This is a genomic window from Rhodococcus sp. 06-1460-1B (genome assembly GCF_002258475.1).
GTDB lineage: Bacteria > Actinomycetota > Actinomycetes > Mycobacteriales > Mycobacteriaceae > Rhodococcoides > Rhodococcoides fascians.
Genome location: NZ_NOYS01000041.1, coordinates 1 through 24,033 on the forward strand (window position 1 = coordinate 1; position 24,033 = coordinate 24,033).

26 protein-coding genes are annotated in these 24,033 nt (G+C 64.7%); 15 read left to right on the forward strand and 11 right to left on the reverse strand.

The window, feature by feature from the left end; translation table 11 throughout:
- Positions 1-156: 156 nt before the first annotated feature.
- Positions 157-1,299, reverse strand: coding sequence for an acyl-CoA dehydrogenase family protein (locus tag CH268_RS22900; protein WP_032383940.1), 1,143 nt, complete (start codon positions 1,297-1,299; stop codon positions 157-159).
- 93 nt (positions 1,300-1,392) lie between these two features.
- Here CH268_RS22900 and CH268_RS22905 point away from each other — a divergent pair, with 93 nt between their 5' ends.
- The 6 genes from CH268_RS22905 (at position 1,393) to CH268_RS22930 (ending at position 4,841) form a co-directional block, all read left to right on the forward strand.
- Complete coding sequence (locus CH268_RS22905; protein ID WP_230074079.1) at positions 1,393-1,974, forward strand: TetR/AcrR family transcriptional regulator; 582 nt, start codon at positions 1,393-1,395, stop codon at positions 1,972-1,974.
- Between the two features lie 81 nt (positions 1,975-2,055).
- Positions 2,056-3,075 carry an LLM class flavin-dependent oxidoreductase gene (locus CH268_RS22910; RefSeq protein WP_027496194.1) on the forward strand — a complete coding sequence of 340 codons (1,020 nt, stop codon included), beginning with the start codon at positions 2,056-2,058 and terminating at the stop codon, positions 3,073-3,075.
- An 84-nt stretch (positions 3,076-3,159) separates the two neighbouring features.
- Positions 3,160-3,966 carry a transglutaminase-like domain-containing protein gene (locus tag CH268_RS22915; protein WP_027496193.1) on the forward strand — a complete coding sequence of 269 codons (807 nt, stop codon included), beginning with the start codon at positions 3,160-3,162 and terminating at the stop codon, positions 3,964-3,966.
- A gap of 114 nt (positions 3,967-4,080) precedes the next feature.
- A complete protein-coding gene (locus CH268_RS22920; protein ID WP_008718579.1) occupies positions 4,081-4,251 on the forward strand; it encodes a CsbD family protein in 171 nt (56 codons plus the stop codon).
- A gap of 88 nt (positions 4,252-4,339) precedes the next feature.
- Positions 4,340-4,597, forward strand: a complete 258-nt coding sequence (locus CH268_RS22925) for a lipopolysaccharide assembly protein LapA domain-containing protein (protein ID WP_174557318.1) — start codon at positions 4,340-4,342, stop codon at positions 4,595-4,597.
- A 28-nt stretch (positions 4,598-4,625) separates the two neighbouring features.
- Entirely contained in the window at positions 4,626-4,841 is a 216-nt protein-coding gene (locus CH268_RS22930; protein ID WP_032364706.1) for a hypothetical protein, read from the forward strand.
- An 11-nt stretch (positions 4,842-4,852) separates the two neighbouring features.
- Here CH268_RS22930 and CH268_RS22935 read toward each other — a convergent pair whose 3' ends face one another.
- The 3 genes from CH268_RS22935 to thiD all read right to left on the reverse strand — a co-directional run bounded on the left by CH268_RS22935 (position 4,853) and on the right by thiD (position 7,606).
- The gene (locus tag CH268_RS22935; RefSeq protein WP_094665998.1) at positions 4,853-6,358 is read right to left on the reverse strand and encodes a Mur ligase family protein; all 1,506 of its coding nucleotides are present in this window, start codon (positions 6,356-6,358) and stop codon (positions 4,853-4,855) included.
- A complete protein-coding gene (locus CH268_RS22940) occupies positions 6,355-6,660 on the reverse strand; it encodes a membrane protein (protein ID WP_027496190.1) in 306 nt (101 codons plus the stop codon). Before CH268_RS22940 ends, CH268_RS22935 begins: the two co-directional genes overlap by 4 nt.
- A 154-nt stretch (positions 6,661-6,814) precedes the next feature.
- Entirely contained in the window at positions 6,815-7,606 is a 792-nt protein-coding gene (gene thiD, locus CH268_RS22945) for a bifunctional hydroxymethylpyrimidine kinase/phosphomethylpyrimidine kinase (protein WP_094665999.1), read from the reverse strand.
- A 237-nt stretch (positions 7,607-7,843) separates the two neighbouring features.
- Between thiD and CH268_RS22950 the strand changes: the two genes are divergently transcribed.
- The 7 genes from CH268_RS22950 (at position 7,844) to CH268_RS22980 (ending at position 14,070) form a co-directional block, all read left to right on the forward strand.
- The gene (locus CH268_RS22950; RefSeq protein WP_027496188.1) at positions 7,844-8,281 is read left to right on the forward strand and encodes an SRPBCC family protein; all 438 of its coding nucleotides are present in this window, start codon (positions 7,844-7,846) and stop codon (positions 8,279-8,281) included.
- A gap of 171 nt (positions 8,282-8,452) precedes the next feature.
- Positions 8,453-9,823: an APC family permease gene (locus CH268_RS22955; protein WP_052053773.1), complete on the forward strand. Its 1,371-nt coding sequence runs from the start codon at positions 8,453-8,455 to the stop codon at positions 9,821-9,823.
- On the forward strand, positions 9,820-11,412 hold the full coding sequence (locus CH268_RS22960) for a phytoene desaturase family protein (protein ID WP_094666000.1): 1,593 nt from the start codon (positions 9,820-9,822) through the stop codon (positions 11,410-11,412). Before CH268_RS22955 ends, CH268_RS22960 begins: the two co-directional genes overlap by 4 nt.
- A gap of 157 nt (positions 11,413-11,569) precedes the next feature.
- On the forward strand, positions 11,570-11,920 hold the full coding sequence (locus CH268_RS22965) for an STAS domain-containing protein (protein ID WP_141214482.1): 351 nt from the start codon (positions 11,570-11,572) through the stop codon (positions 11,918-11,920).
- Between the two features lie 31 nt (positions 11,921-11,951).
- A complete protein-coding gene (locus CH268_RS22970) occupies positions 11,952-12,341 on the forward strand; it encodes an STAS domain-containing protein (protein ID WP_027496186.1) in 390 nt (129 codons plus the stop codon).
- Positions 12,338-12,772: an ATP-binding protein gene (locus tag CH268_RS22975; RefSeq protein WP_032368860.1), complete on the forward strand. Its 435-nt coding sequence runs from the start codon at positions 12,338-12,340 to the stop codon at positions 12,770-12,772. Before CH268_RS22970 ends, CH268_RS22975 begins: the two co-directional genes overlap by 4 nt.
- Before the next feature lie 17 nt (positions 12,773-12,789).
- On the forward strand, positions 12,790-14,070 hold the full coding sequence (locus CH268_RS22980; protein WP_072692246.1) for a PP2C family protein-serine/threonine phosphatase: 1,281 nt from the start codon (positions 12,790-12,792) through the stop codon (positions 14,068-14,070).
- On the opposite strand, the gene dctA is transcribed toward CH268_RS22980, so the two are convergent.
- The 6 genes from dctA to CH268_RS23010 form a co-directional block, all read right to left on the reverse strand.
- On the reverse strand, positions 13,992-15,422 hold the full coding sequence (gene dctA / locus CH268_RS22985; RefSeq protein WP_048319612.1) for a C4-dicarboxylate transporter DctA: 1,431 nt from the start codon (positions 15,420-15,422) through the stop codon (positions 13,992-13,994). The two genes, CH268_RS22980 and dctA, sit on opposite strands and share 79 nt — an antisense overlap.
- 154 nt (positions 15,423-15,576) lie before the next feature.
- Positions 15,577-16,356 carry an ABC transporter ATP-binding protein gene (locus CH268_RS22990; protein WP_027496184.1) on the reverse strand — a complete coding sequence of 260 codons (780 nt, stop codon included), beginning with the start codon at positions 16,354-16,356 and terminating at the stop codon, positions 15,577-15,579.
- On the reverse strand, positions 16,353-17,342 hold the full coding sequence (locus tag CH268_RS22995; protein WP_080729059.1) for a FecCD family ABC transporter permease: 990 nt from the start codon (positions 17,340-17,342) through the stop codon (positions 16,353-16,355). The genes CH268_RS22990 and CH268_RS22995 overlap by 4 nt, the downstream gene beginning before the upstream one ends.
- Before the next feature lie 59 nt (positions 17,343-17,401).
- Positions 17,402-18,436 (reverse strand): ABC transporter substrate-binding protein, encoded by a 1,035-nt coding sequence (locus CH268_RS23000; RefSeq protein WP_094666001.1) that lies wholly within the window; start codon positions 18,434-18,436, stop codon positions 17,402-17,404.
- A gap of 126 nt (positions 18,437-18,562) precedes the next feature.
- Positions 18,563-19,498 carry an MBL fold metallo-hydrolase gene (locus CH268_RS23005; RefSeq protein ID WP_255182483.1) on the reverse strand — a complete coding sequence of 312 codons (936 nt, stop codon included), beginning with the start codon at positions 19,496-19,498 and terminating at the stop codon, positions 18,563-18,565.
- The gene (locus CH268_RS23010) at positions 19,495-21,159 is read right to left on the reverse strand and encodes an FAD-binding dehydrogenase (RefSeq protein ID WP_027496180.1); all 1,665 of its coding nucleotides are present in this window, start codon (positions 21,157-21,159) and stop codon (positions 19,495-19,497) included. Before CH268_RS23010 ends, CH268_RS23005 begins: the two co-directional genes overlap by 4 nt.
- Positions 21,160-21,272: 113 nt before the next feature.
- On the opposite strand from CH268_RS23010, the gene CH268_RS23015 reads away from it, so the two are divergent.
- On the forward strand, positions 21,273-22,490 hold the full coding sequence (locus CH268_RS23015; protein WP_094666002.1) for a PucR family transcriptional regulator: 1,218 nt from the start codon (positions 21,273-21,275) through the stop codon (positions 22,488-22,490).
- 113 nt (positions 22,491-22,603) lie between these two features.
- Here CH268_RS23015 and CH268_RS23020 read toward each other — a convergent pair whose 3' ends face one another.
- On the reverse strand, positions 22,604-23,503 hold the full coding sequence (locus tag CH268_RS23020) for a 3-hydroxyacyl-CoA dehydrogenase (RefSeq protein WP_094666003.1): 900 nt from the start codon (positions 23,501-23,503) through the stop codon (positions 22,604-22,606).
- A gap of 159 nt (positions 23,504-23,662) precedes the next feature.
- On the opposite strand from CH268_RS23020, the gene CH268_RS23025 reads away from it, so the two are divergent.
- Positions 23,663-24,028: a DUF1330 domain-containing protein gene (locus CH268_RS23025; protein ID WP_027496177.1), complete on the forward strand. Its 366-nt coding sequence runs from the start codon at positions 23,663-23,665 to the stop codon at positions 24,026-24,028.
- The last annotated feature ends 5 nt before the right edge of the window (positions 24,029-24,033 follow it).

Sequence of the window (24,033 nt, forward strand, 5' to 3'; positions counted from 1 at the left end):
TGGACCCGCTCCACCGCCGCCTCACCCGACGGCATCTCCGCAGCCCCCAGACGTTTACGAAGATCGGCCAATTTACCCGCAGTGGTATGGATATCGGGTTCGGTTGTCGTCATGCAGATGTCCCCTACGTGTGTGTGGAAAGCAAGGTGCGGATGGTCAGTTGGTCGCGAGTGATCGGGCGATGACGAGACGCTGAATCTGGTTGGTGCCCTCGAAGATCTGCGTGATCTTGGCGTCGCGCATATAGCGCTCGACGCGGAAGTCTCTGGTGTAGCCGTACCCGCCGAACACCTGCACGGCGTCGGTCGTCACCTTCATGGCCGCATCGGTAGCGATCAGCTTGGCCACAGAAGCGTTGCGGGAGTAGGGAAGTCCGGCGTCCCGACGACGAGCCGCGTCGAGATAGGTCGCGCGTGCGGAGTCGACTGCGGCGGCCATGTCCGCCAGCACGAATCCCAGACCCTGATGGTCGATGATCTTCTTGCCGAACGCAGTGCGTTCCTGCGCGTACTTCACGGCATCGTCGAGCGCAGCTTGCGCGATTCCGACTGCGACAGCGGCGATTCCGAGCCTTCCGGCGTCCAGCGCACTGAAGGCGATCTGCAGTCCTTGGCCTTCCGCTCCGATGCGCCATTCGGTGGGAACGTGCACGTTGTCGTAGTGCGCCGACGTGGTCGGGATCGCATGCAACCCCATCTTCTCCTCGGGCTTGCCGAAACTGAGGCCTTCGGTCCCGTCGGGAACGAGAAAACACGAGATCCCTTTGGAGCCTTCGCCGGTGCGGGCGAACAGGTTGTAGAAATCAGCAACACCGCCGTGGGTGATCCATGCTTTGGACCCGTTGACCGTGTACCCACCGTCGGCCGCGCTCGCCTTGCAACTCAGGGCCGCTGCGTCGGAACCGGCCTGCGCCTCGGACAGCGAATAGGCACCGATCTGCGATCCGCCGAGCATGTCGGGAAGCTTGTCGGCCTTCTGCTGGTCGGTACCGAACGCCATCACGGGATAGCAGGCCAAACCGTGCACGCTCACCGCGACTGCAACGGCCGCCCATCGTGATGCCAATTCCTCGAGTACTTGGAGGTACACCTCGTACGGTTGGCCTCCGCCGCCCCATTCCTCCGCGTACGGCAGGCTCAACAGTCCGGCTTCGCCGAGAGTGGCGAACACTCCCGTCGGATAGGTCTCGTTGCGCTCGTGTTCGTCGACGATCGGGTCGAGCACCTTGTCTGCCACATCGCGGGTCAGCGCGAGAAGGTCGCGCGCTTCGGCGGTGGGCAACAGACGAGCGACGGGCACTAGAACCTCCGGGATGTTCGGCATCAGTACTGAAGAATGATCCGCAGTACTGATGCACAGTACTGCACAAGACGATGCAGTACCATCCTGGATGTGAACGCACCCGTGACCTCGCATGCCACGGCTCGCCGTTCGGAATTGTTCGACCAACTCGTCAGCCTGTTCCTGGCCGAGGGGTTCGCTCACCTGACGCTCGACACCATCGCGGCTCGCCTCCGCTGCTCCAAATCCACCTTGTACACGTTGGCGTCGAGCAAGGATCAGCTGGTGGGCGGCGCAACCGTGCACTACTTCAAGTCCATGACCACCCAGGTCGAGAATGCGGTCGCCGAGGTCGACGGAACCCGCAACCGCATCACCACGTATCTCACCGCAGTCGGTGCCGCTCTGGAATCTGCGTCCGAGCAATTCATGACCGATCTCGCGTCGCTCGAATCGGCCCGTTCGGTGTACGAACGCAACACCGCAATCGCGGCACGACGGGTCCAGGAGCTGATCAGCGAGGGTGTGGCCAGTGGCGAGGTACGCGACGTCCATGCGGCATTCGTCGGTGACGTCGCATCCTCGGTCATGGTGCGCATTCAGACGCGCGAGGTGTTCCGCCTGACCGGCCTGAGTGACGGCGACGCCTACCTCGAACTGGCGAAGTTGTTGACGGCGGGTATCGGGGCGTAGTGCCGGCACCGGGGAATGAATCCACCCGGCTGAGCGCTGAGTCGTACGAACATAGTTGATCCTTCAACGAAAGAGCGCACGATGAAGAAGATCGGATTTCTGTCCTTCGGACACTGGTCACCGTCCCCGCAGTCGCAGACCCGATCGGCATCGGATGTGCTGTTGCAGTCGATCGACCTCGCGGTCGCGGCCGAGGAACTCGGAGCCGATGGTGCGTACTACCGCGTCCATCACTTCGCCAATCAGCTCTCGTCACCGTTTCCGCTGCTCGCCGCCGTCGGAGCCAGGACGAGCACCATCGAAATCGGTACCGGCGTCATCGACATGCGGTACGAGAATCCCTTCTACATGGCCGAGGATTCCGGCTCTGCCGACCTCATCTCGGGCGGGCGGTTGCAACTCGGCGTGAGCCGGGGATCGCCCGAGCAGGTCATCGAGGGGTACCGCCACTTCGGATACTCCCCCGCGGAGGGCTCCGACCATGCGGACATGGCTCGCGAGCACACCCGCATCTACCTCGATCTGCTGGAAGGCAAGGGCTTCGCTCAGCCGAACCCGCGGCCGATGTTCCCCAACCCGCCTGGCCTGCTGCGCCTCGAACCTCACGCACCGGGTCTGCGCCAACGAATCTGGTGGGGCGCAGGCACCCGCGAGACGGCCGAGTGGACGGCGCGCCAGGGCATGAATCTGATGAGCTCCACACTTCTCAGCGAAGACACCGGGGTGCCTTTCCATCAGTTGCAAGCCGAACAGATCGAACGCTTCCACAAGACGTGGAGCGACGCGGGCCACGACTTCGCTCCTCGAACATCCGTGAGCCGCAGCATCTTTCCGATCGTCAACGATCTCGACCGCGCCTACTTCGGCCGAGAGGGCAGCGGCGACGACCAAGTCGGCTACCTCGACGGCGGCAAGGCTCGTTTCGGCAAGACCTACGCGGGTGAGCCCGATCGGCTGATCGAAGAACTGGCAGCGGACGAGGCGATCGCCGCCGCGGATACTCTGCTGCTCACCGTCCCGAACCAGTTGGGTGTGGAGTACTGCGCACACGTTCTGGAGACGCTGCTGCGCGACGTGGCCCCCGCACTGGGGTGGCGTTGATCACTCGGTGACCAGGGGCGATTGGTTTCGGCGGATACGGGTACTGGCAGCAGGTTCACCCGCCCCCACCTGCCAGGAGTCCTCATGCTCAAACGCGACGTATCCGCGCGCCTCGATGTAGACATCACCGCCGCCACCACTCTCGAATTCCAGATCGCCATCGCACCGCACCCCGGTACGACGGTCACCGAATCGCTCTCCTTCGTTCTCGACGGTAATCCCGTCGAGGCGAAGGAGGTCAGCGGACCGCACGGCAACCGCATTCACGTCATGCCCGCCGACGTCGGCAACTTGCAGGTCTCGTACGACGCCACCATCCTGGGCAACACCACCCCGGCCCCCGTCACCGACTACGACATGTCGCTCTACCTTCGGCCCAGCCGCTACGCCGAAGCAGACAAGTTCTACGGTTTCGCCGCAACAGAATTCGGCGATTACGCCGATTCCGAGGAACTGCTGGCCAAGATTTCCGCCTGGGTGGGCGCACGCCTGAATTACGTTCCAGGAAGCAGTGATCCGATCGACGGAGCCGTCGACACGCTGCTAGCAGGCCAGGGAGTGTGCCGCGACTACTCGCATCTGGTCGTCGCGATGCTCCGCGCTGTCAATGTTCCTGCCCGCCTCGTGGCCGTGTACGCGCCCGGATGCGATCCGATGGATTTCCATGCCGTCGCCGAGGCGTTCGTCGGCGGCCAGTGGCGTGTCGTCGACGCCACGTGCCTGGCACCGCGGTCCACTCTGGTTCGCATTTCGGTAGGCCGCGATGCCGCCGATACCGCATTCCTGGACAACCACAAGGGTGCCATCACGCTGAACAGCTCCGTCGTCACAGCCGTGGTCGACGGCGAACTCCCGCACGACGACATCACCGAGCTGGTCTCCCTCACCTGACCGCCGCGGTCGCTCGAGTGATGCAGATCACTTTCCTGCGACGTTTGCTTTCGGCCTCGAAAACCGACTATCTATCCGTTACCAACAATCACAGCCACCCGAAAGGTGCACACCATGAGCTTCATCGACAAGGCCAAGAACGCAGCAGAAGACGCCATCGGCAAGGCGAAGGAAGTTGTCGGCGACGCAACCGACAACAAGGACCTCGAAGCCGAGGGCAAGAAGGATCAGGGTTCGGCCGGCGTCAAGAAGGTCGGCGAGAACATCAAGGACACCTTCAAGTAGCCAGCAGCCCCGCATCGAGTGCCGCCGGTCACCGCGATCGGCGGCACTCGGTTTCTGCTCACCCTCCACTTCTCAGAACGGAACCCTCATGATTGCAACATCGGACACCACAACCACCAAGCGCCGCGGCGGATTCGCCTCGAAGTTGGCCCTCCTCGTCACGGTCGTGCTCGTTGCAGCACTGGTCATCTTCGTGCTGCAGAACACCGTTCACAGCACGATCAACTTCCTCGGCTGGAACTTCGATCTCGGGCAGGGCGTCGCAATGCTCGGTGCAGCCGTCGTCGGAGCGATCATCGCGCTGACGGCAACAGCAGCAGTCAAGGTTCGACGGGCAGTCCGCTGACAACCTCCCCCACGACAGGACTTCCCGAATGATCCCGCTGCTGGCCCGCAAGTATCTTTACCGCTACCTCGTCGTCGCGATCGGCTTGCCCGTCATTGCCCGGCTCCTGGCATTTGCCGGCGTGAGCCTCGAAAAGCGAACGGGCAGAGCCAATGTCGTATCCAAGGCCCTGAAGTCCGCCGGCAGGTTCGCGCAGCGTCGAGCAGACAAATCCGCTCGAAAACGTACGTCCGCGGCGCAGTAGCGGTAGCGCGTTCAACTCCGCGCCACGTGGGCGGCGAGGACGTCACGCAACACCTCACGGTCGTCGAATCGCACGATGTGGTCGCCGTACACCTGTTCGGCATCGCAACCCCGGCCCGCCACGACCACGGCATCCCCGGGCTGCGCAATGGCCACAGCGTGCTCCACGGCACGCCGCCGGTCGGCTTCCACTACCACCACCGCTGAGCGTGCAGCCCGAGCGCCCTCTTCCACTGCGGCTCGGATGGTGCCGGGGTCCTCCGACAGCGGACTTTCATCGCTGACGATCACCACATCTGCCAACACGGCTGCCGTTCGCCCGAGCGGGAAGCGCTTACCCGGGTCACGTTCGCCCGTCGCCCCGACGACGACGATCAGTCGACCCGAGACCACGCTGCGGACGAACGGCAGCAGCGCCCGCTGACCTGCAGTGTTGTGCATGTAGTCCACGACGGCCAGGAAAGGCTGACCGACGTCGACACGTTCGAGGCGGCCGGGAACGGCGTCGAGGCGTTCGAGTCCTGCCGCGACTGCTGCGATGTCGCGGCCGGCCGCCAACGCCATGGTCAGTGCGGCCAGAGCGTTCTCGGCCTGGTGCGGACCCAGCAGAGGTAGGCGGATTTCGACATCGCCCATCGGGGTTCGCGCTGTCAGGGACGTTCCGACGTCGGTGCACTCGATGTTCTCGCCGCGAACATCGGCATCGCGATCGGCCGTGGACCACGTCCAACAGGGAATATCGAGGCGTCTCGCCAGGATTCTGCCGTGCGGATCGCCGACGTTGACCACAGCGCGTGTCGATCGGTGCGCCGAGAACAGCTCGGCCTTCGCGGCGAAGTAACTGTCCATGTCTCCGTGGTAATCCAGGTGATCCGGCGTGAGATTGAGGAACCCCATCACCGCGAAACGGAGACCGTCGACGCGGTGCTCGGTGACGGCGTGAGAGGACACCTCGAGGGCAACCGCCGTGGCACCCTCGTCCCGGAAACGGCGCAGAGTCCGATGCACGGTGGCGGCCTCGGGTGTGGTTCTGGCCGATTCTTCCGCGCCGCGCGGGCCCGCCAAACCGATTCCGGTCATGGTCGCCACGGAGTCGCCCGCCGCAGCGAGCCCGGCTCCGAGCAGCAGGGTGGTGCTCGTCTTGCCGTTGGTCCCGGTGACCCCGTACAGATCCAGGTCTCGGTGCGCGAACCGATGAATTCGAGCGCACACCTCCCCGACCCGGCGGCGCGGGTTCGGCACGACCAGTGTCGGCAGAACCGTCGAGGCCCGGTCCGACAACGCCGCCACTGCCCCTCGGGCCTTGGCCTCGAGCTCGAAGTCGAGGCCGTGCGCTCGGCGGCCGGGCAACGCCACGTACAGGTCACCGGGACGAACCGTTCGCGAGTCGTCGCTTGCCCCGGTCACTCGCACGGAACGAATCGGCGGCGCAGCGCCGATCGAGAGTGCCAGCTCGTTCAGTTCCACGCCGACGCCGATCGACGACGTGCCACCCCTGCCGAGATCGGGCTCGATCAATGCCCCGCAGGGTCGGTGAGGCTCTTGCCTTCCTGTGCCTTGACCCGGCGACGCTCGAGCAACACCAGAACCGTGCCTGCGACGAGCAGAACGGGCGCGAGGACCGCGCCCGTCCACGCCCACCCCTCGAAACCGTAGCCGGCCGCAGTCAAGGTCAGTCCGAGGCTGACCAGCGCGAGACCGATACAGATGTAGCCGGGCCAGTTGCGCGCGTCGACGATCGCTTCCCCGGCGTGCCCGCGCATCGTGCGGTCGTCGTCGTTCGCTTCGGCACCGGAGCCGGCGGGGTCATGTTGGGCCATGGTGTCTCCTCGACTGCTGTTCGCTTCACCGGCGACGCATTCCGGGCCTACAGGAACACGTCGATTACGTCAGTGTCCCCGCGGCGAACCCGTCCAAACATGAAGCCTCGCAGCACTCGAGGCAGACCCGTGATCGATATCCGGGCCGGCGGGCTCAGTTCTGCCAGGCGACGGCAGCGAACGGAGCGTGACTCGACAACCGGCCGACGATGCCGGCATGCGCGAAGTCCTTTGCCGTGGCCACTGCGTCGAGCACGCCGGATCCCTTGGCCAGCTCGGCGGTGATGGCAGCTGCGAACACGCATCCAGCGCCGGACACCCTCTCGTCGCCGATCTTCGGGGCACGCAGGACGGTGAGGTCCTTTCCGTCGAACACGACGTCGACGGCTTCGTCTCCGGGTAGGCCGGCACCACCCTTGACCACGACGTACTGGGGGCCGAGGTCGGCGATCCTCTTGGCTGCCTCACCGAGATCCTCGACGGTGTCGATGGAGTCCATTCCGGACAACGTCGTCGCCTCGAACAGGTTGGGTGTGATGACGGTGGCCAGCGGAAGAATGTCGCGACGGAGCGCATTGTCGGTGTCGAGAGCCGCACCGGGTTCCTGGCCCTTGCAGATCAGCACGGGATCGACCACGACATGACGCCACGGCTGCAGGCGCAGTGATTCCGCGACCGTGGCGACGGTGGCGGGGGTGCCCAGCATGCCGATCTTGACGACATCGAGATCGTGAGCGGCGGTGGCCACTTCGATTTGATCTGCGATCACCGAACTGTCGATCGGCACGAAGCGGTGGCCCCATTCGGCCTTCGGATCGAAGGACACGATGCACGTGATGGTGCCGACCCCGTAGACCCCCAACCGCTCGAACGTCTTGAGATCTGCTTGCAGACCGGCCCCGCCGGTGGCTTCCGAACCTGCGATCACGTACGCGATTGTCGACATCGGCCCATTATGGCAACCGACGCCCCATACCGCGCCGGGTGGTCGAGAAGCCGCGTGCGCCGGGCCCGCTGCCGCGTTGTGCCCCGGCTCAGCGGCAGGTAGCGTCACCGATATCCGAGTCGAGTCCAGGCCGGTCCCCCACTGCGCAACCGCCGTACGTGTGCCCCGAGAACGGCGGCATACCAACGCTTTTCGTTCGGCGTAGCGGCGTACCGAGATGACGACGGAGGTCCGAGCGTGACGACGAAACGCGACACCACAGCTCGATGCGAGGACGTGTGGAACGTTCTTGCCGATGGCTGGTCCTACGCAATGTGGGTGGTCGGTGCATCCCGAATCAGAGCGGTCGACGCGGCGTGGCCTGCTCCCGGCAGTGTCATCCACCATTCGGTCGGGGCCTGGCCGCTCGTGCTCAGCGACGTCACGCGCTCGGTCGCCGTTCACGAGAACCGCGAATTACAGCTGGAAGCCCGGGCCATGCCGTTCGGACGCGCCTCCATCACCGTCCGGCTGCACCCGACCGCGACCGGCTGCACGATCGAAATGATCGAGCACGCGAGCACACCGCCGTTCGAGCTCGTGCCCAACCGGGTTCAACATGCGCTGTCTCACCCCCGAAATTCCGAGGCACTCAGGCGTCTCGCACTGTTGGCGGAGCGCGCATCGAACCCGTAGAACCTGCCGGGTCGGGCACGGCCCGCTCACCGAAACCTCTGTGCCGCAACGGAACGGCCGAACACGGTTGAAGACCGAATGCAGCGGGCATGCGATTCACATGACTCCCCCACTTCGTCGATCGATTCGATCTGTCTCCAGCACCGGCCCCCGAAGCGGGAACCGGCACTGATGGCGTCCGACCACAGTCCGAGCGTCCACCCGGACGGCTCCGAGTCCGACGGGTCGTCGACGCCACTGCGCCGGGCGATCTCGGGCAAGTTGTTGTTCGTCTTCATTCTCGGTGACGTGCTGGGTGCCGGGATCTACGCTCTCGTCGGGGAAATCGCGGGTGAGGTCGGCGGAGCGATCTGGCTGCCGATGCTGCTCGCTCTCCTGATGGCCTTGCTCACTGCGGCGTCATACGCCGAATTGGTGACCAAGTACCCGCGAGCAGGCGGGGCGGCGGTGTTCGCGCAGCGAGCCTTCGGGCGACCGATAGTGTCGTTCCTCGTCGGATTCTCGATGCTCGCGGCTGGCGTGACGAGCGCGGGAGGTCTGGCGCTGGCCTTCTCGGGCGACTATCTCGCAGTGTTCCTCGATGTGCCCGCCGTGCCTGCGGCGGTGGTCTTCCTACTTCTCGTCGGACTTCTCAATGCCCGCGGGATCACCGAATCTCTTCGGGCCAACCTCGGTATGACGGTGATCGAGGTGTCCGGTCTCGTCGTGATCATCGCCCTGGCCGGGCTCGTTCTGAGCCGCGGCGACGGCGCGCCGTCACGGGTGCTCGAATTCACCGACGACACCACGCCGACGCTGGCAGTGCTGGGGGCGGCTCTGCTCGCCTTCTACTCGTTCGTGGGGTTCGAGACTTCGGCCAATATCGCCGAGGAGGTCGAGGATGTGCGGCGGGTGTATCCCCGGGCTCTGCTCGGAGCCGTCACGACGGCCGGAGCGGTCTATGTGCTGGTCGGTCTGGCAGTCTCGACGGTCGTTCCGGCGGATACGCTGGCCCAGTCCACCGGTCCGCTGCTCGAGGTCGTCGACGCCGCCGACGCCGGAATCCCACCATGGGTCTTCAGTCTGGTCGCCCTTGTGGCCGTCGCCAACGGCGCCTTGCTGACGATGATCATGGCGTCGAGACTGACCTTCGGCATGGCCCGCGACGGACTGCTTCCGGTCGCCCTGGCCAAGGTGCTGCCCGGCCGCAAGACTCCGTGGGCGGCCATTGTCGCGACCACTGCGGTCGCAATGGTGTTGTGCACCACCGGCTCCGTGGCCGCACTCGCCGAAACGGTGGTGCTGCTTCTGTTGTTCGTCTTCATCAGTACCAACATTGCCGTGCTCGTGCTGCGTCGGGACCGATCCGACACCGACCACTTTCGAACGCCGACGGCGCTTCCCGTCCTGGCGTTGATCACGTGCGCCGTGCTGCTCACTCAGCAGTCCGCAGCCACGTGGCTCCGCGCCGGGCTGCTGCTCGCAGTCGGAATCGCGCTGTACTACGTCGGTAGGGTTGTGAGCAACAAGACCGCGACCGAACCCAGGAGCATCACCCGATGACCACCACAGAGGTCGACGCAGTCGTCATAGGCAGCGGTCACAACGGATTGGTCGCCGCTGCGGCGATGGCCGACGCGGGGTGGGACGTCGTGATTCTCGAGGCGGCCGAACTACCCGGCGGTGCCGTCCGGAGTACCGAACTGGTTCCTGGATTCACCAGCGACCTGTTCAGCGCGTTCTATCCGCTGGCTGTGTCCTCGCCCGCCATGACGGCACTCGAGCTCGAGCGTCACGGACTGACGTGGTCTCACTCGCCGACGGTCTACGGCCACGCGCGATCCCCGGAGGACACCGACGCTCCGGTCGTCCATCACGACGTCGAGGCGACCGCTGCTCTGTTGCGTGAGCACGACGTACGCGACGGTGACACGTGGCTGCGCCTGTTCGAGCAGTGGGAACGTGTTCGCACTCCCCTGCTCGGTTCGCTCTTCGGGCCGTTTCCACCGGTACTGCCGGCAGCACGATTGGCGCGCACTCTCGGCGTCTCCGAGACACTGCGCTTCGTCCGGTTCGCTGCGTTGCCTGCACGGGTGATGGCCCACGAGCTGTTCCACAGCGAGGCCGCGCGGTGCCTGCTCCTGGGCAATGCGATGCACGGCGACGTTCCCACCGACGCGCCGGTGAGCGGAATGATGGGATATCTGCTGACGATGCTCGCGCAGGACGTCGGGTATCCGGCGCCCGTAGGTGGATCGTCGGCATTGACCGACGCGTTGATTCGCCGGGCCCAGGCCTCGGGTGCTGTGCTGACGTGCAGTCGACCCGTCGAGTCCATCGACGTGCGGGGCGGTCGTGCACGCGCCGTGCACACGACAGGTGGCGAGACGTTCCGCGCTCGTCGAGCGATCGTTGCCGACGTGTCGGCCCCCGCGCTGTACGGGTCGTTGCTGCCCTTCGATGCGGTCCCGCGTCGCGTGCACGACGACTTACGTACGTTCGAGTGGGACACCCCGGTGGTCAAGCTCAACTACGCTCTCGACCGTCGAATACCTTGGCGCTCGGCATCTTTGGCCGACGCAGGCACCGTCCACCTCGGTGCGGACGACAACGGCCTGGTCCATTGGGCGGCCGATCTCACGACCGGGGTTCTCCCGCAGAGCCCGTTCATGTTGTTCGGCCAGATGACCACAGCGGACCGGTCCAGATCGCCCGAGGGCACCGAAAGCGCTTGGGCCTACACACATCTGCCGCGCGGCGTCGTCGACGACTCGGCCGCCGAGACCGTCGCCGACCGCGTCGATCAGGTGTTGGAACAGCACGCCCCGGGATTCGCCGATTCGGTGGTGGGACGGGTGGTGCAGAGACCGAGTGATCTGCACGGCGCCGATGCCAACCTGCACGGCGGTGCGGTCAACGGTGGTACCGCACAACTGCAGCAGCAGTTGATCTTTCGTCCCACGCCAGGATTGGGGCGCGCGGAGACCCCGGTGGAAGGATTGTTCCTCGGGTCCGCGTCCGCCCACCCCGGGGGCGGAGTCCACGGTGCGGCCGGGGCCAACGCCGCTCGGGCCGCACTCGGCCAGCAAGGGGCGCGCGGATGGGCGCGAAAGAAAGTCACCAGTGCACTGATCGAATTCCTGACCCGATGACGGCGTTATCGAAACGAGATCTTTCGTTACCGACTCGAGATCGTCGACATCACCGTCCGACATCTCGCACTGGCATCGTTGACTACACAACAAACCAGCGAGCAGGCGGAGACACCAGCCGGCCGCGCACTTCTCCGGAAGAGGTCTCGACATGTCGATGAGCATTGCCACCATGGACAACGCCGTTCGCGACGACGAAGCCGAGTTCCGACTCGACACCATCGTCCGTTCCGACGGGAACAACATCCTGCGCGCCTTCGGTGAACTCGACATGTCGACCCGGGCCGAGTTCGTCCACGGCCTCGATCGCCTGGCCGCCGTTTCCTCCGTGGTCACGATCGACTTGTCCGAGGTGTCGTTCGTCTACTCGGGAGTCGCGAATGCCATCGTCGACGCGACATACACCCACCCGGGCAAGATCGTCATCCACGCACCGGCCCGTTCGGTGCGCATGGTCCTCGACGTACTGGGTGCAGGCGACCTGTTCGTCGACGCGCCTGGATCGTGAATCGGACACGATGACAGGTAACCTCGGCCGTATGTCTGACGACCCGACCGGAGGACAGTTCGAGATCGTTTCGGATGTGCACGACGCGACAACCGTCATCACAGTCAGAGGCGAACTCGACCTGGATACCATCCCCCACTTGTCCGCCGCTGCGTTCCCTGCGGCCGACGCCGCGGAACGCGGACTGGTGGTCGACATGACCGATGTGAGCTTTCTGTCGTCGAGCGCCATCACCGTGTTGGTCCGGGTGTCCGACCGGCTGCCCGAATCGTCACGGATGGCACTGGTCGCCGTCGACGGGGTGGTCGTTCGCCCGGTTCAACTCAGCGGAATCGACCGGGTGATGGCCACGTTCACCACCGTTCCCGAGGCTGTGGCGCACGTGCAGTCGAGCGCGGTCGACAGTGAGGGTGGCCGATGACGTCCCACTCACAGCCCGCCAGTCGGTGGAGTCACACTGCGACCGCTGAGGCTGCTGCTGCCAGCGCCGCTCGGCGCCGACTCCAGGGTTGGGCGCTCGACCTGGGAGTGCATCGGACTCTCGTGGACGACATCGCTCTCGGGGCCTACGAAGCCCTGGCCAACGTCGTCGAACACGCCTACAGCTCCGCGCCCGAACCGGGGACGATGACGATCACGGCAGCGTACGAACGCGAGACACTGACCGTCACCGTCTCGGACACCGGCACGTGGCGTCCGCCGGCACCGACGACCACACGAAGCCACGGGCTTCAGCTCGCCGAGGCAGTGTCCGACGACCTCACCGTCGACCACCGTCCAGGTCTGGGCACCGTGGTCACCGCAGTGTGGCGGAACCCAGTCACGGCCGAATCAACCGGCCGCCCCTCGTAATCTTGGTAGGAGAAGCCATGACCGCCTCGGCTGCCGAACTACTCGACTCCGCACCGTGCGGGGTTTTTTCGATCGACGTTGCGTCCGGCGACATCCTTTACGCCAACGCGGCGGCCGCTCGCATCACGGCACTGAGTCGGGACGATCTGGTCGGCACCGCAGTCACGGATCTTTTCAGCCCCGAGTTCGCACCGGTTTTGCGCGAACTGCTCGCGGCAGCCACGTCGTCCGACTCCGACTCGCCCATCGGAGTGACGGCGCAACTCACCGGCGCACCCGCATCGGGCTCGCAGACGGCGGTGTCGATGCTCGCCAACAGTTTGCGAGCGGTGTCCGGTGCGACGACGGTGACCATGACGCTGCACAACGAGACCGAGCGCCGAGTCCGCGAGCAGCACCTGATGGATGCGCGGATATATGCCGAGGCAGCTCAGGACGACGCCGAAGCAGCTCTCGACCGATCTCAGGATGCATTGGGCGCGTCGGAAGAAGCCCGCAAGTTGGCGGAAGCCGAGAAGACTCAGGTACAGATTCTGGCGTCGACTCTGCAACGCACACTGTTGCCGCCGATCCTGTCCGCGCCGACGGGCATGCAGGTGGCGGCCCATTACCACCCCGCGTCCATCGACGAAGTGGGCGGCGACTTCTACGACGTGTTTCCCCTCGACAACGCGACGTGGGGTTTCTTCCTCGGCGACGTGAGCGGAAAAGGAGCGGGCGCGGCTGCCGTCACGTCCCTGACTCGATACACGCTGCGGGCCGCAGCGGTCTTCGATCGGGATCCGATCGCCGTACTCGAGAACCTCAACACGGTGCTCCACCACGAGTTTCACGGCGACGATCCGCGTTTCTGCACCGTGGTCTTCGGTACCGTCGCGCCGGGACCCGACGGTGCCGTGGTGCACCTCGCCAGCGGAGGCCACCCGCCGGCTCTTCGTATCGCGCACGACGGCGTCGTCGAATTCGTGGACACCACCGGGGGGCAGTTGGTCGGAGCCCTCACCGAACCGCACTTCGCCTCGGCGACGGTGACGATGCAGCCCGGTGACGTGTTGGCGTTCTACACCGACGGGCTGACCGAGGCGATCGTCGGCCCGGGCCGAACTCGTTTCGACGACGACGGCAGTCTGCACGCATTCGCCGCCGAACGAGGCCGGACCTCCGCGGCAAAGATCGTCGACGATCTGACCGAATTGTTGGCCTCGTTCGGTGACGGACTTCAGGACGACGTGGCGTTGCTCGCCTTCGAGGTTCCCCCGATCGATACCGATTCCGGCTCCGATCCGACCGGTTCGTAGTCCTTCGACTCCTCGATCGCCTCCAACGGCGGTACCTCCTCACCGTCGAGCACTCTGCGCATTCGCTCTTTGTCGAGTTGGCCCTCCCAGTTCGCCACGACGAATGTCGCGACGCAGTTGCCGAGAAGGTTCACCGATACTCGCATGGAGTCCATGATCCGGTCGGCACCGAGCAGCAACGCCACGGCTGCAACCGGGATGGACCCGTGCCCGATGGCCGCAACGGTCGCCGACAATGCGAGGAACGACGAACCCGGTACTCCGGCCATGCCTTTGGAGGTCAGCATCAGGATCAACACCGCAGCGATCTGCTCTCCGAGTGTCAGGTCGACGCCGAGAGCCTGCGCGAGAAAGAGAATGCAGATCGACAGATAGAGGGTTGCTCCGTCGAGGTTGAACGAATATCCCGTCGGAACCACCAGACCGGTGGTCGTGCGGGAGCACCCTGCCTCGGTCAGCTTGACCATGATGCGCGGCAGTACCACCTCCGTCGACGCCGTTCCGAGGGCGAGGAACAACTCGTCCTTGATGTACCGCAAGAACTTCCAGAGGTTGACTCCGGCGAAGTACCGCGCGACGGCCGCGAGAACGAGAATGAACAACACGGCAGCCAGGTAGCAGCACGCGATCAGTTTCCCGTAGCTACCGAGCGACGAAATGCCGTACTGGCCGACGATGTATGCCATCGCCCCGAAGGCACCGATGGGTGCCAGGCGCATGATCCAACCGATGATCGTGAAGAAGATGTGGCTGATGTGATCGACGAGTTCGAGCACGATCGGCGGGCCCTTCTCACCGAACTTCGCCAAGGCCAAGCCGAACAGCACGGCGAAGAACAGCACCTGCAGTAGCGCGTTCTCCGCGAATGCCGACACCACGGAGGTCGGAATGATGTTCAGCAAGAAGTCCACGGTGTGCGGCAACTCGCCGCTGCCGGTCTTCTGGTCGACGGCCTCGGCACCGGTGGCCAAGGTCTGCGGGTCGATGGAGAACCCGGAGCCCGGCTTGACGATGTTGCCGACCACCAGGCCGAACACGAGCGCGAACGTCGTGATCAACTCGAAGTAGACCAGGGCCTTGACGCCGATGCGGCCGACGGACTTGAGGTCGCCCACATGGGCGATGCCGATGACGACGGTGCAGAAGATGATCGGGGCGATCAGCATCTTGATGAGCTTGATGAAGCCGTCGGCCAGTGGTTTGAGGTCTGCACCCAGGCCCGGCCAGAGCCACCCGATCGCAATGCCTCCGACTATGCCGATCAGTAACTGCACGAAAAGCGATGCATACCAAGGCTTTCGGCGTACACCGGGTTCGGCTTCCCGGTCCGTTGCGGTCGGTCGTTCTGTCATGCGCTCACCGTTCGATCGAGTTTCCGTCGTGCTCGGCGACATCTCCGTCGCATCGCACCATGTTTCGGCGCGACCATCGTGCGCGAGAAATGTTTCGGCGATGTTGACGGTGATGGTCGATGGTGAAACCAGTCGACTCGATCGGCAGGTCGAGTTACACGTGCGCCCCGAGGCCGGGCTCGAATCGGATCGACGGACTGTTGTTCGGTCCATCGAGGGTCACATGGGCACGCACGCGGTACACCCGCGCGATCAACTCCTCGGTGAGTACGTCGGCGGGTGCGCCTGCTGCCACCACCCGGCCCTCGGACAACACCACGAGTTGCGTGCAGAACATCGCCGCCAGGTTCAGATCGTGCAGTGCGATGACGCTCGTGATGGGTAACCGTGCGACCAGCGCCAGCAATTCGAGCTGATGATGGATGTCGAGATGGTTGGTCGGTTCGTCGAGCAGCAGTTCCCGCGGCTCCTGAGCCAGGGCGCGCGCGATCTGCGCGCGCTGCCGTTCTCCGCCGGACAGCTGATGCCACAGACAATGAGCCTTTCCTGCCAGACCCGTATGCCGCAGTGCAGAATCCACGGCCGCCGCATCTGCAGCTGCGTCTCCGCCGAACGCTCCTCGATGGGGAATGCGGCCGAGCCGTACGACGTCGGCGACGGTGATGTCGAAGTCGGTGTCGGCGTGCTGACTCACCACGGCCACGATCTTCGCGACGTCCTTGCGCCGCATCGCGGACAGCTCGGTTCCGTCGAGGGTCACCACGCCCGACGTCGGCCTGACGGCACCGTTCATCAGATGCAGCAGCGAGGACTTGCCGGATCCGTTGGGCCCGAGCAGCCCGACGGTATCGCCCGGGCCGGGCTCGAGGGACACCCCGTCGACGACCAGCGCACCGCCGCGACGCCACGTGACATCGGTTGCCGAGAGTGTCATGACGCCTTCTTCCGTCTGGACAGGATGGCGATGAATGCCGGGACGCCCACCAGTGCGGTGCCCACGCCGACCGGCAGCGGCGTCGGCGCGAACGCGACGCGTGACACCGCGTCCACCCAGACCATGAAGACCGCTCCGATCAACGCCGTGACCGGAACGAGCCGACCGTGCCTCGAGCCGACGAGGAACCGCGCTGCATGCGGTAACACGAGCCCGAGGAATCCGATCGCCCCTGCCACACTCACCAAGGTGGCCGTGATGAGGGCGGTCACGACCAGAAGTGCGATGCGAGCCTTGCGTACCGGGATGCCCAGTGAGGACGCGACCTCGTTGCCGAACGAGAACGCGTCGAGCACGAATGCGTAGTAGAAGCAGACGGCTGTCCCGACCGCGACGACTGCGGCGCACAGAATCACGTCGTCCCAGCGAACACCCTCGAGCGAGCCCAGCAGCCAGAACATGACGCCGCGGGTCTCGTCGGAATCGGCGAACGCGAAGATCACCAACGATGTCAATGCCGAGAACAACTGGGTCGACGCCACTCCGGCCAGAATCACGCGGTCGTTGTTGCCACCGGAGAGTTGAGCGAGCAGCAGCACCAGTCCGAATGCCACCAGGGCCCCGATGAACGCGCCACCGGACAGTCCGAGCGCGGCCCCACCGACTCCGAGGATCCCGACCAGCACCGCTCCCGTGGACGCGCCGGAACTGATGCCGAGCACGAACGGGTCGGCGAGCGGGTTGCGGAGCAGCGACTGCATGATGACCCCGCAGATCCCGAGGCCGCTGCCGCATGCAGCTGCCACGAGGCTGCGTGGGAGCCGTTCTTCCCACACGATCGCGTTCTTGGACACCCGGACGGGGATGTCCGCCAGTCCCAGGTGGTTGAGCACGACGTCACGCACGTTGACCAGCGAGATCTGCGCCGGCCCGAGCGTCATCGCTATCGCCACGGAGACGACCAGAAGGAGAACCCCGCCGATCATGACGGCGGGCAGGCCGACCTGTCGTTTCGCCGAGACGCTCGGCTCGGCCGTGGTGGCGCTCAGGACCGAGGCCCGATCTGGTTGAGGCCTGCGGTCAGCTTCTCGACGGCGTCGACCAGCCGAATCGAGGGGTTCATCTCGGCGCCGTGCAGCGAGATGTACCGCTTGTTCTTCACCGCGTCCATCGTGCTGGTGACCGGGTCCGATTCGAGGAACGCAATCTTGTCCTCCAGCTTGTCCCCGGGGAAGCGATTGCGGAGTAGGTCTCCGAGCACCAGTACGGACGGATCGCGGTCCACCACTGTTTCCCACCCGACCGCTTCCCAGTCGTCCTGCAGATCGGAGTAGACGTTGGTGGCACCGACCTGATCGGCGAGGAGGGCAGGCGCTCCGGAGCGGCCGGCGAAGTACGGGCTCTTGGTGTCTGCGAACCAGAACGCGATGCTCTCACTGGTCTTGTCGTTGCCCGATGTGGCCGCGTCCAGACGGCCTTGCAGTTCGCTGATCAAGCTCTCACCGCGTTCCTGGACGTCGAACACCTCGGCCGTTTCGCGAATGGTCTGATACAGCGCGTCCATGGTCAACGGGGTCGTCCGGGGATTGCCACCGTTGACGCTCAGGCCGTTGTCACAGTCGGTGGGTGCGAGATACGTCTCGATGTTCGATTCGGCGAAGCGGCTACGGTCTGCGACACCGCCCTGCTTGTAATGGCGGCCGAACGACGCGGTCACGAAATCCGGGTCGGTGTCGAGCACCACCTCGTAGGTCGGCGCGTTGTCTGCCAACCGCGGAACGGATGCGTTCGCCTCGGCGAGATTCTCGCGGATCGGATCCGTCCACGACGCTGTCCCGACCATGCGATCCTGCAGACCGAGCGACAGCAGGATCTCGGTGGAATCCTGATCGAGAGACACCACTCGCTGCGGCGGAGCGTCGACGGTCACCGACTGGCCACAGTTGTCGAGTGCGAGCGGATAGACGGTCTTGCCGTCGCCGCCCGTGGCCGCGGTCTGCGACACCTCCTCGGACTCACCACATGCGGTGATCAGACCTGCAGCAAGAACCAGCGACGAGAGGGCAGCGACGCGCCTCATACCTTTTTTCACGGGGTGACCGAACTTTCTCGACGTACTGAGCGGGAGGACGAACAAGAGGAGAGGATACCCTGCCCTATCTTGCTCGACGACCGCCGCGCATTTCGGTCGCTCCCGTTCGGTGCCTCAGACCATGTCTGCCCAGGGGTCCGCACGCCGCCACAGCGTCGGCAACTGCAGTTCGACCCCATCTCTGCGTGCACAGGCGGTCAATACGTCGAGCGAGGTGCACATGTCGTCGAAGGCGTAGGGCAGCGGTCGCAACGGCCTGTCGAGGGGCCGGAAGAAGTCGTCCCAATGCGTCAGCACGACGCGCCGAGCCCCCACCGACAACACCGTTTCCCGCCAATACTCGTCGATGTACTCGCGTGTTCGGCGCCCCAGCTGACCGATGGACAGGTACACCACCTCGGCGGAAAGGCCGTCGAGCATGCCCGCTCGGAACCCGGCGCTGCTGTGGACGAGAGCCCGCCTGCCGCTCGGACGGTGCTCGACTGCCATCGACCACGCCTCACCGCACCGGAACGCTCGCACCCGAGCAGGCTGCCGCAGTGGCCGGTCGATCGCCCCGTGAGCTCGGTCCGGATACGAGTGAACCGACTCGACGAACGTGACAGTGAAATGACCCAGTTCGACCGCGGAACCGTCGGCGACGACGGTGATGCGACCCTCGGGCATCTGCGCGCCCCGCCCGATCTGTGCAGTCGAGGAACCACCGACCAGGGCCGCGCCGGTGCGCAGCGCCACCGCTGCGGAGTCGAGGGCATGATCGAAATGAGAATGGGCGCACACCACCGCGTCGAGCGTCCCGATGCCGGCTCTACCCAACGCACTGTCTATTCTCGGGCCGTCCGAACGTAGAGGCAGCAGAAGGGTTTTCGGTAGGGACGGACGCGAGAAGAAGCCGTCGGTCAGGATCGCCGACTCGCCGTCGTCGAACAGCAGCGTGCTCACCCCGAGAAACGAGACCGAGACCGGGGATCGGGGATTCGCCGATGCTGTGATGGCGATCTCGGCCGCATCGGGCAGTGGGGGTCTACCGAGCGAACGCGGCGCTCTCACGCCTGCGCCGCCAGGGCTCGCCCTGCCTGTCGTCCGCCGAAGATGCATCCACCGAGGAAGGTTCCTTCCAAGGACCGGTAGCCGTGCACACCGCCGCCGCCGAATCCGGCGATCTCACCGGCAGCCCACAGCCCCTCGACGGCAGTGCCCATCGAGTCGAGAACGCGACCGTCGAGATCGGTCTGAATGCCGCCCAACGTCTTTCGGGTGATGATGTTCAACCGCACCGCGATGAGCGGACCCGACTTGGGATCGAGAATCTTGTGAAGTGCAGCGGTCCGCGCGATGCGTTCACCGCGCGAGCGCCGGGAATTGTGGATGGCAGAGATCTGCAGATCCTTGGTGAAAGGATTGTCCACCTCACGGTCTCGCGACTCGATCTGACGCCTGAGGTCGACACCGTCGATCAAGTCCTCGCCGGTGATTCGGTTCATGCCCTGGACCAATTCTTCGAGAGAATCTGCGACGACGAAGTCCTCGCCGTTCTTCTTGAATGCCTCCACCGGTTCGCTGGCACCGGGCAATACCCGCCCGAGAACGAGCTTGAGGTTCTTGCCGGTGATGTCCGGGTTCTGTTCCGACCCGGACAACGCGAATTCCTTCTCGATGATCTTCTGGGTCAATACGAACCACGAGTACTCGAAACCGCTGTCCTGGATCGCTTTCAGCGTTCCCAGCGTATCGAATCCGGGGAAGTTCGGAACCGGAAACCGTTGCCCGCGGGCATCGAACCACATCGACGACGGGCCCGGAATGATTCTGATGCCGTGGTTCTTCCAGATCGGATTCCAGTTTTTGATGCCTTCGGTGTAGTGCCACATGCGGTCCTTGTTGACCAGCCGGCCTCCGGCCTTCTCGGTGATGCCGAGCATTCGGCCGTCGACGTGTTCCGGCACTCCGGAGATCAACGACTTCGGCGGCGTCCCGAGCCGCGCCGGCCAATTCTCGCGCACCAGATCGTGATTGGCCCCGATTCCTCCTGCCGTCACCAGCACGGCTCCGGCGCGGAGCTCGAACTCACCCACTTCGACGCGGGTACTTCCTGCCCCTCGCTCCGCGGCACTGGCTTCGAGCATCGCACCGCGAACTCCGACCACCGCTCCCCCGTCGACGACGAATCCGTCGACCCGATGCCGAAAACCGAAGCGCACCAACCCTTTGTCGGCAGCCTCACGTACGCGACGCTCGAACGGCGCGACGACACCCGGCCCGGTGCCCCACGTCAGGTGGAATCGCGGAACCGAATTTCCGTGCCCCTCGGCCAGGTAACCGCCGCGCTCGGCCCATCCGACGATGGGGACCCATCGCATTCCCTGAGCGTGGAGCCACGACCGCTTCTCACCTGCCGCGAAATCGAGGTATGCCCTGGCCCACCGATGACCCCAGTAGTCTTCCCCTGCAGGGTCGTCGATGCCGCGATCGAACGTCGCTGTGCCGAGCCAGTCCTGCCACGCCAGATCCGCCGAATCCTTGATGCCCATTCGACGCTGTTCGGGCGTGTCGACCATGAACAGTCCGCCGAGGGACCAGAAGGCCTGACCACCCAGGTTCTGCTCGGGTTCCTGGTCGAGGAGCAGCACGCGCTTTCCCGCGTCGGCCAGTTCGGCGGTTGCCACCAGTCCGGCCAAGCCGGCCCCCACCACGATCACGTCTGCGTCCATTGCCCCACTCTTCTGCTCGACCCGGGTGTCTCCCTCGACTGTGCTGTCGTCGGCGTCGGAACTCAAGGGAATCGAGTCGAATGAGTATAGGATTTATCAGGTGCTGATAAAGAGTGCGAGGTAGATCGATGTACCCGGCGCGGGTCGCCGTGGTCGCGAAGATCGAATCGGATCTGGGCCCCGTCGTCGCATCCGCAGTACACGCGATTCGCGACGCGATCCCGGTCTACCGATCACTGCAGGGTGCACAATTGGCCGATGTCGAGGCCATCGCGTATTGGTCACTGAGGCGGCTGATGGCCCTGTGGGCGCACGGCGATCGGACGATCGACGACCGCGACCACAAGAGATTCCGAGCCATAGGTTCCGCACGCGCGGCAGACGGGCGGCCGCTGGGCGATGTGCTGCGCGCGTATCGAGTCGCGTCGAGCGTGTTCGTTCGGCACGTGACAACGGAGTATCTGGAAGTACTCGACCCGCCGGACATCGCCGAACTCGGCCTGGGCGTGCTCGACGCGATCGACGCCATATCCGAGGAGATCATCGGTGCGTATGTCATTGCGAGCGAACAGCTCACATCCAACCGTGCGCAGGCGCACGCCGCGTTCCTCGACGACTTGCTGGCTGACAGACACAACTCACCCGGGACGGTGTCGGACCGTACTCGCGAACTCGACCTGAAGCTGCCCACGCACCCGAACCTGCTCGTGGTGCAGTCCACCGATCCGGGCCGACCCATGTCCGACGACACCGTCGAGTCTCTGGTGCTTGCGATGGGCCTCGTCCCTCCGGACCGCACCACAACGGCGGATCAACGGACACACTTGTGCACTCGGCGCGAACAACGCGCGATCGCGCTGCTGCCGCCGTCGATCCATCGCGCCGAGGTCGACCTCGCGTGTCGGGATCTGCGGCTGCGCGGATGCCTCGTGGAGAGATCGACCGTTACCGATATCAGCAGTTCGTGGCGACTCGCCTCGGAAGCGCTCGAGACCGCACCGGATCACGCGTTCGACGGCCGGGCACTGCTCGATCAGGGCGACGGTCAGCTGTTGGCACTGTTGACAGCGCGCCCGACCGCCGACACGAGCGAGGTGGTGCGTAGCGTGCTCGGCCCGCTGACCGAGGCAGCGAACGAGCATATCCTGCTGGGTCTTTCGGCCTTCATCTCCACCGGCACAGCAACGGCTGCAGCCGCCCGACTGCAGGTGCACCCGCAGACTTTGCGCTATCGACTGCGCCGGGCTCAGGAACTGACCGGACGGGATCCGCGTTCGGCGTGGCATCGGTTGGCGCTGGACACCGCGATACAACTACGCCAACTCGGTTGACCCGGCTCGGCTGAATTCGGCGTCGCCGGTGGTCATGCGCACATGCGCCCATGACCGATTACTCGAGCCCGGGTCGTCGATCCCAGGATCACCGACAGGCGGGATCGAGTGATTCAGTTGATGTTCCACGACTCGACAGCATCGAGTCGCCGGCCGTCGGAGTCGTACGTGTAAAAGCCTTCACCGTCCCCGAGACCGGTCTTTCCCGCGTCGATACCCTTTTGCAGTATGTCGGCAAATTCGACCTGCTCCTCGCCACCGTGTGCGCGCGCGATACGTGCTGCGACGTTGAAGCCGACAGTGTCGTATATCTGGAACGGACCGGCGGGTGCCCCGGTGGCTATGCGCCACACGTTGTCGATGTCCGCCGGATTGGCAACCCCGCCGACGTAGAGGTTGGCTCCCGCCTGCAGCAGCGGGATCAGAAGACTGTTCAGCACGTATCCAGGAATTTCCTTTCGGACCGGAACGGGAACGAGACCGATCTCCGAAGCAAAGCTCAGGACGACATCGAAGTAGACAGGATCTGTTGCAGCAGTTGCCATCACCTCACCGGTGTTGTATCGCCACACGAGGTTGGCGAAGTGCAATGCGAGAAACTTTTCCGGCCGCCCGGTGGCCTCGGCGAAACTGCTGGGCAGTAGCGACGACGAGTTGGTCACGAAGATAGTTTTCGGCGGGGCGGACGCGCCGATATCCGACCAGACCTTCTTCTTCAGGTCGAGATCCTCCGGAACTGCTTCGATCACCAGGTCGGCGTCCGAAACAGCCTCCGCGACGCTGGTGGTGGTCGTGATGGATTCGATGGCCTTGTCGAAGCGCGCCTCGTCGAAAGTCTTCAGGTCACGCTTGTAGTATCCGCGCATCCATTCCCAGCGGTCCGGCAGCTTGGCCAGAAGTTCGTCGGAAATGTCGTATCCCACAACGGTTTTTCCGTGGTAGGCAGCCTGCATCATGATCTGTGAACCGAGCACTCCGGTTCCGAATACGGTCACGTTCTCAACATCGGACATTGACGACACACTTCCCTTTATCGAGTTACTGGTTTCCCGCTCCCCCAGTTCTACCGCTGAGCGCGGAGCCACCGTCTCGTGGGGGCCGACAGCGGATCGACTCGACCGACAACGGCGCTTTGCACTCCACAGGATCGACGGCTCACGCATACTCGAACTGTGGCTGTCGATCCCCGCGGAAGAGACCTGAAGCGCTACCTCGAAGAAGATCCCGGCGGTCCGGTGGTGATGCTCAACCTGCTTCGGTTCGCCGAGGGTGGTCGCGACTCCTACGCAGAATACGCGAAAGCACTGGACGAGACTTTCCTCCCGCGCTACGGCGCCACGGTGCTGTACGCGGGCGACGGTTCGACCGCACTTGCCGCGGAGGACGGGCAGGCCTGGGATGCAGTACTCCTGGTCCAGTACCCGTCACGTAAGGCGTTCAGCGAGATGGTGGCCGATCCCGAATATCAGACGGTGACGGCGTTACGGACCGCCGCGTTGAAGGAGGCGGTTCTGCAGGCCACGATTCCGTGGTCGTGAATTCG

What these genes read in the sequence shown, in the direction of transcription:
- CH268_RS22920 (WP_008718579.1), top strand. Translation starts at nt 4,081, where the DNA reads ATGAGCTTCATCGACAAGGCCAAGAACGCAGCAGAAGACGCCATCGGC.
- CH268_RS22940 (WP_027496190.1), bottom strand. Translation starts at nt 6,660, where the DNA reads ATGGCCCAACATGACCCCGCCGGCTCCGGTGCCGAAGCGAACGACGAC.
- CH268_RS22965 (WP_141214482.1), top strand. Translation starts at nt 11,570, where the DNA reads ATGAGCATTGCCACCATGGACAACGCCGTTCGCGACGACGAAGCCGAG.
- CH268_RS22910 (WP_027496194.1), top strand. Translation starts at nt 2,056, where the DNA reads ATGAAGAAGATCGGATTTCTGTCCTTCGGACACTGGTCACCGTCCCCG.
- CH268_RS23010 (WP_027496180.1), bottom strand. Translation starts at nt 21,159, where the DNA reads ATGGACGCAGACGTGATCGTGGTGGGGGCCGGCTTGGCCGGACTGGTG.
- thiD (WP_094665999.1), bottom strand. Translation starts at nt 7,606, where the DNA reads ATGTCGACAATCGCGTACGTGATCGCAGGTTCGGAAGCCACCGGCGGG.
- CH268_RS23000 (WP_094666001.1), bottom strand. Translation starts at nt 18,436, where the DNA reads ATGAGGCGCGTCGCTGCCCTCTCGTCGCTGGTTCTTGCTGCAGGTCTG.
- CH268_RS23020 (WP_094666003.1), bottom strand. Translation starts at nt 23,503, where the DNA reads ATGTCCGATGTTGAGAACGTGACCGTATTCGGAACCGGAGTGCTCGGT.
- CH268_RS22915 (WP_027496193.1), top strand. Translation starts at nt 3,160, where the DNA reads ATGCTCAAACGCGACGTATCCGCGCGCCTCGATGTAGACATCACCGCC.
- CH268_RS22925 (WP_174557318.1), top strand. Translation starts at nt 4,340, where the DNA reads ATGATTGCAACATCGGACACCACAACCACCAAGCGCCGCGGCGGATTC.
- CH268_RS22955 (WP_052053773.1), top strand. Translation starts at nt 8,453, where the DNA reads ATGGCGTCCGACCACAGTCCGAGCGTCCACCCGGACGGCTCCGAGTCC.
- CH268_RS22930 (WP_032364706.1), top strand. Translation starts at nt 4,626, where the DNA reads ATGATCCCGCTGCTGGCCCGCAAGTATCTTTACCGCTACCTCGTCGTC.
- CH268_RS22960 (WP_094666000.1), top strand. Translation starts at nt 9,820, where the DNA reads ATGACCACCACAGAGGTCGACGCAGTCGTCATAGGCAGCGGTCACAAC.
- CH268_RS22995 (WP_080729059.1), bottom strand. Translation starts at nt 17,342, where the DNA reads ATGATCGGCGGGGTTCTCCTTCTGGTCGTCTCCGTGGCGATAGCGATG.
- CH268_RS22980 (WP_072692246.1), top strand. Translation starts at nt 12,790, where the DNA reads ATGACCGCCTCGGCTGCCGAACTACTCGACTCCGCACCGTGCGGGGTT.
- dctA (WP_048319612.1), bottom strand. Translation starts at nt 15,422, where the DNA reads ATGACAGAACGACCGACCGCAACGGACCGGGAAGCCGAACCCGGTGTA.
- CH268_RS22990 (WP_027496184.1), bottom strand. Translation starts at nt 16,356, where the DNA reads ATGACACTCTCGGCAACCGATGTCACGTGGCGTCGCGGCGGTGCGCTG.
- CH268_RS22975 (WP_032368860.1), top strand. Translation starts at nt 12,338, where the DNA reads ATGACGTCCCACTCACAGCCCGCCAGTCGGTGGAGTCACACTGCGACC.
- CH268_RS22970 (WP_027496186.1), top strand. Translation starts at nt 11,952, where the DNA reads ATGTCTGACGACCCGACCGGAGGACAGTTCGAGATCGTTTCGGATGTG.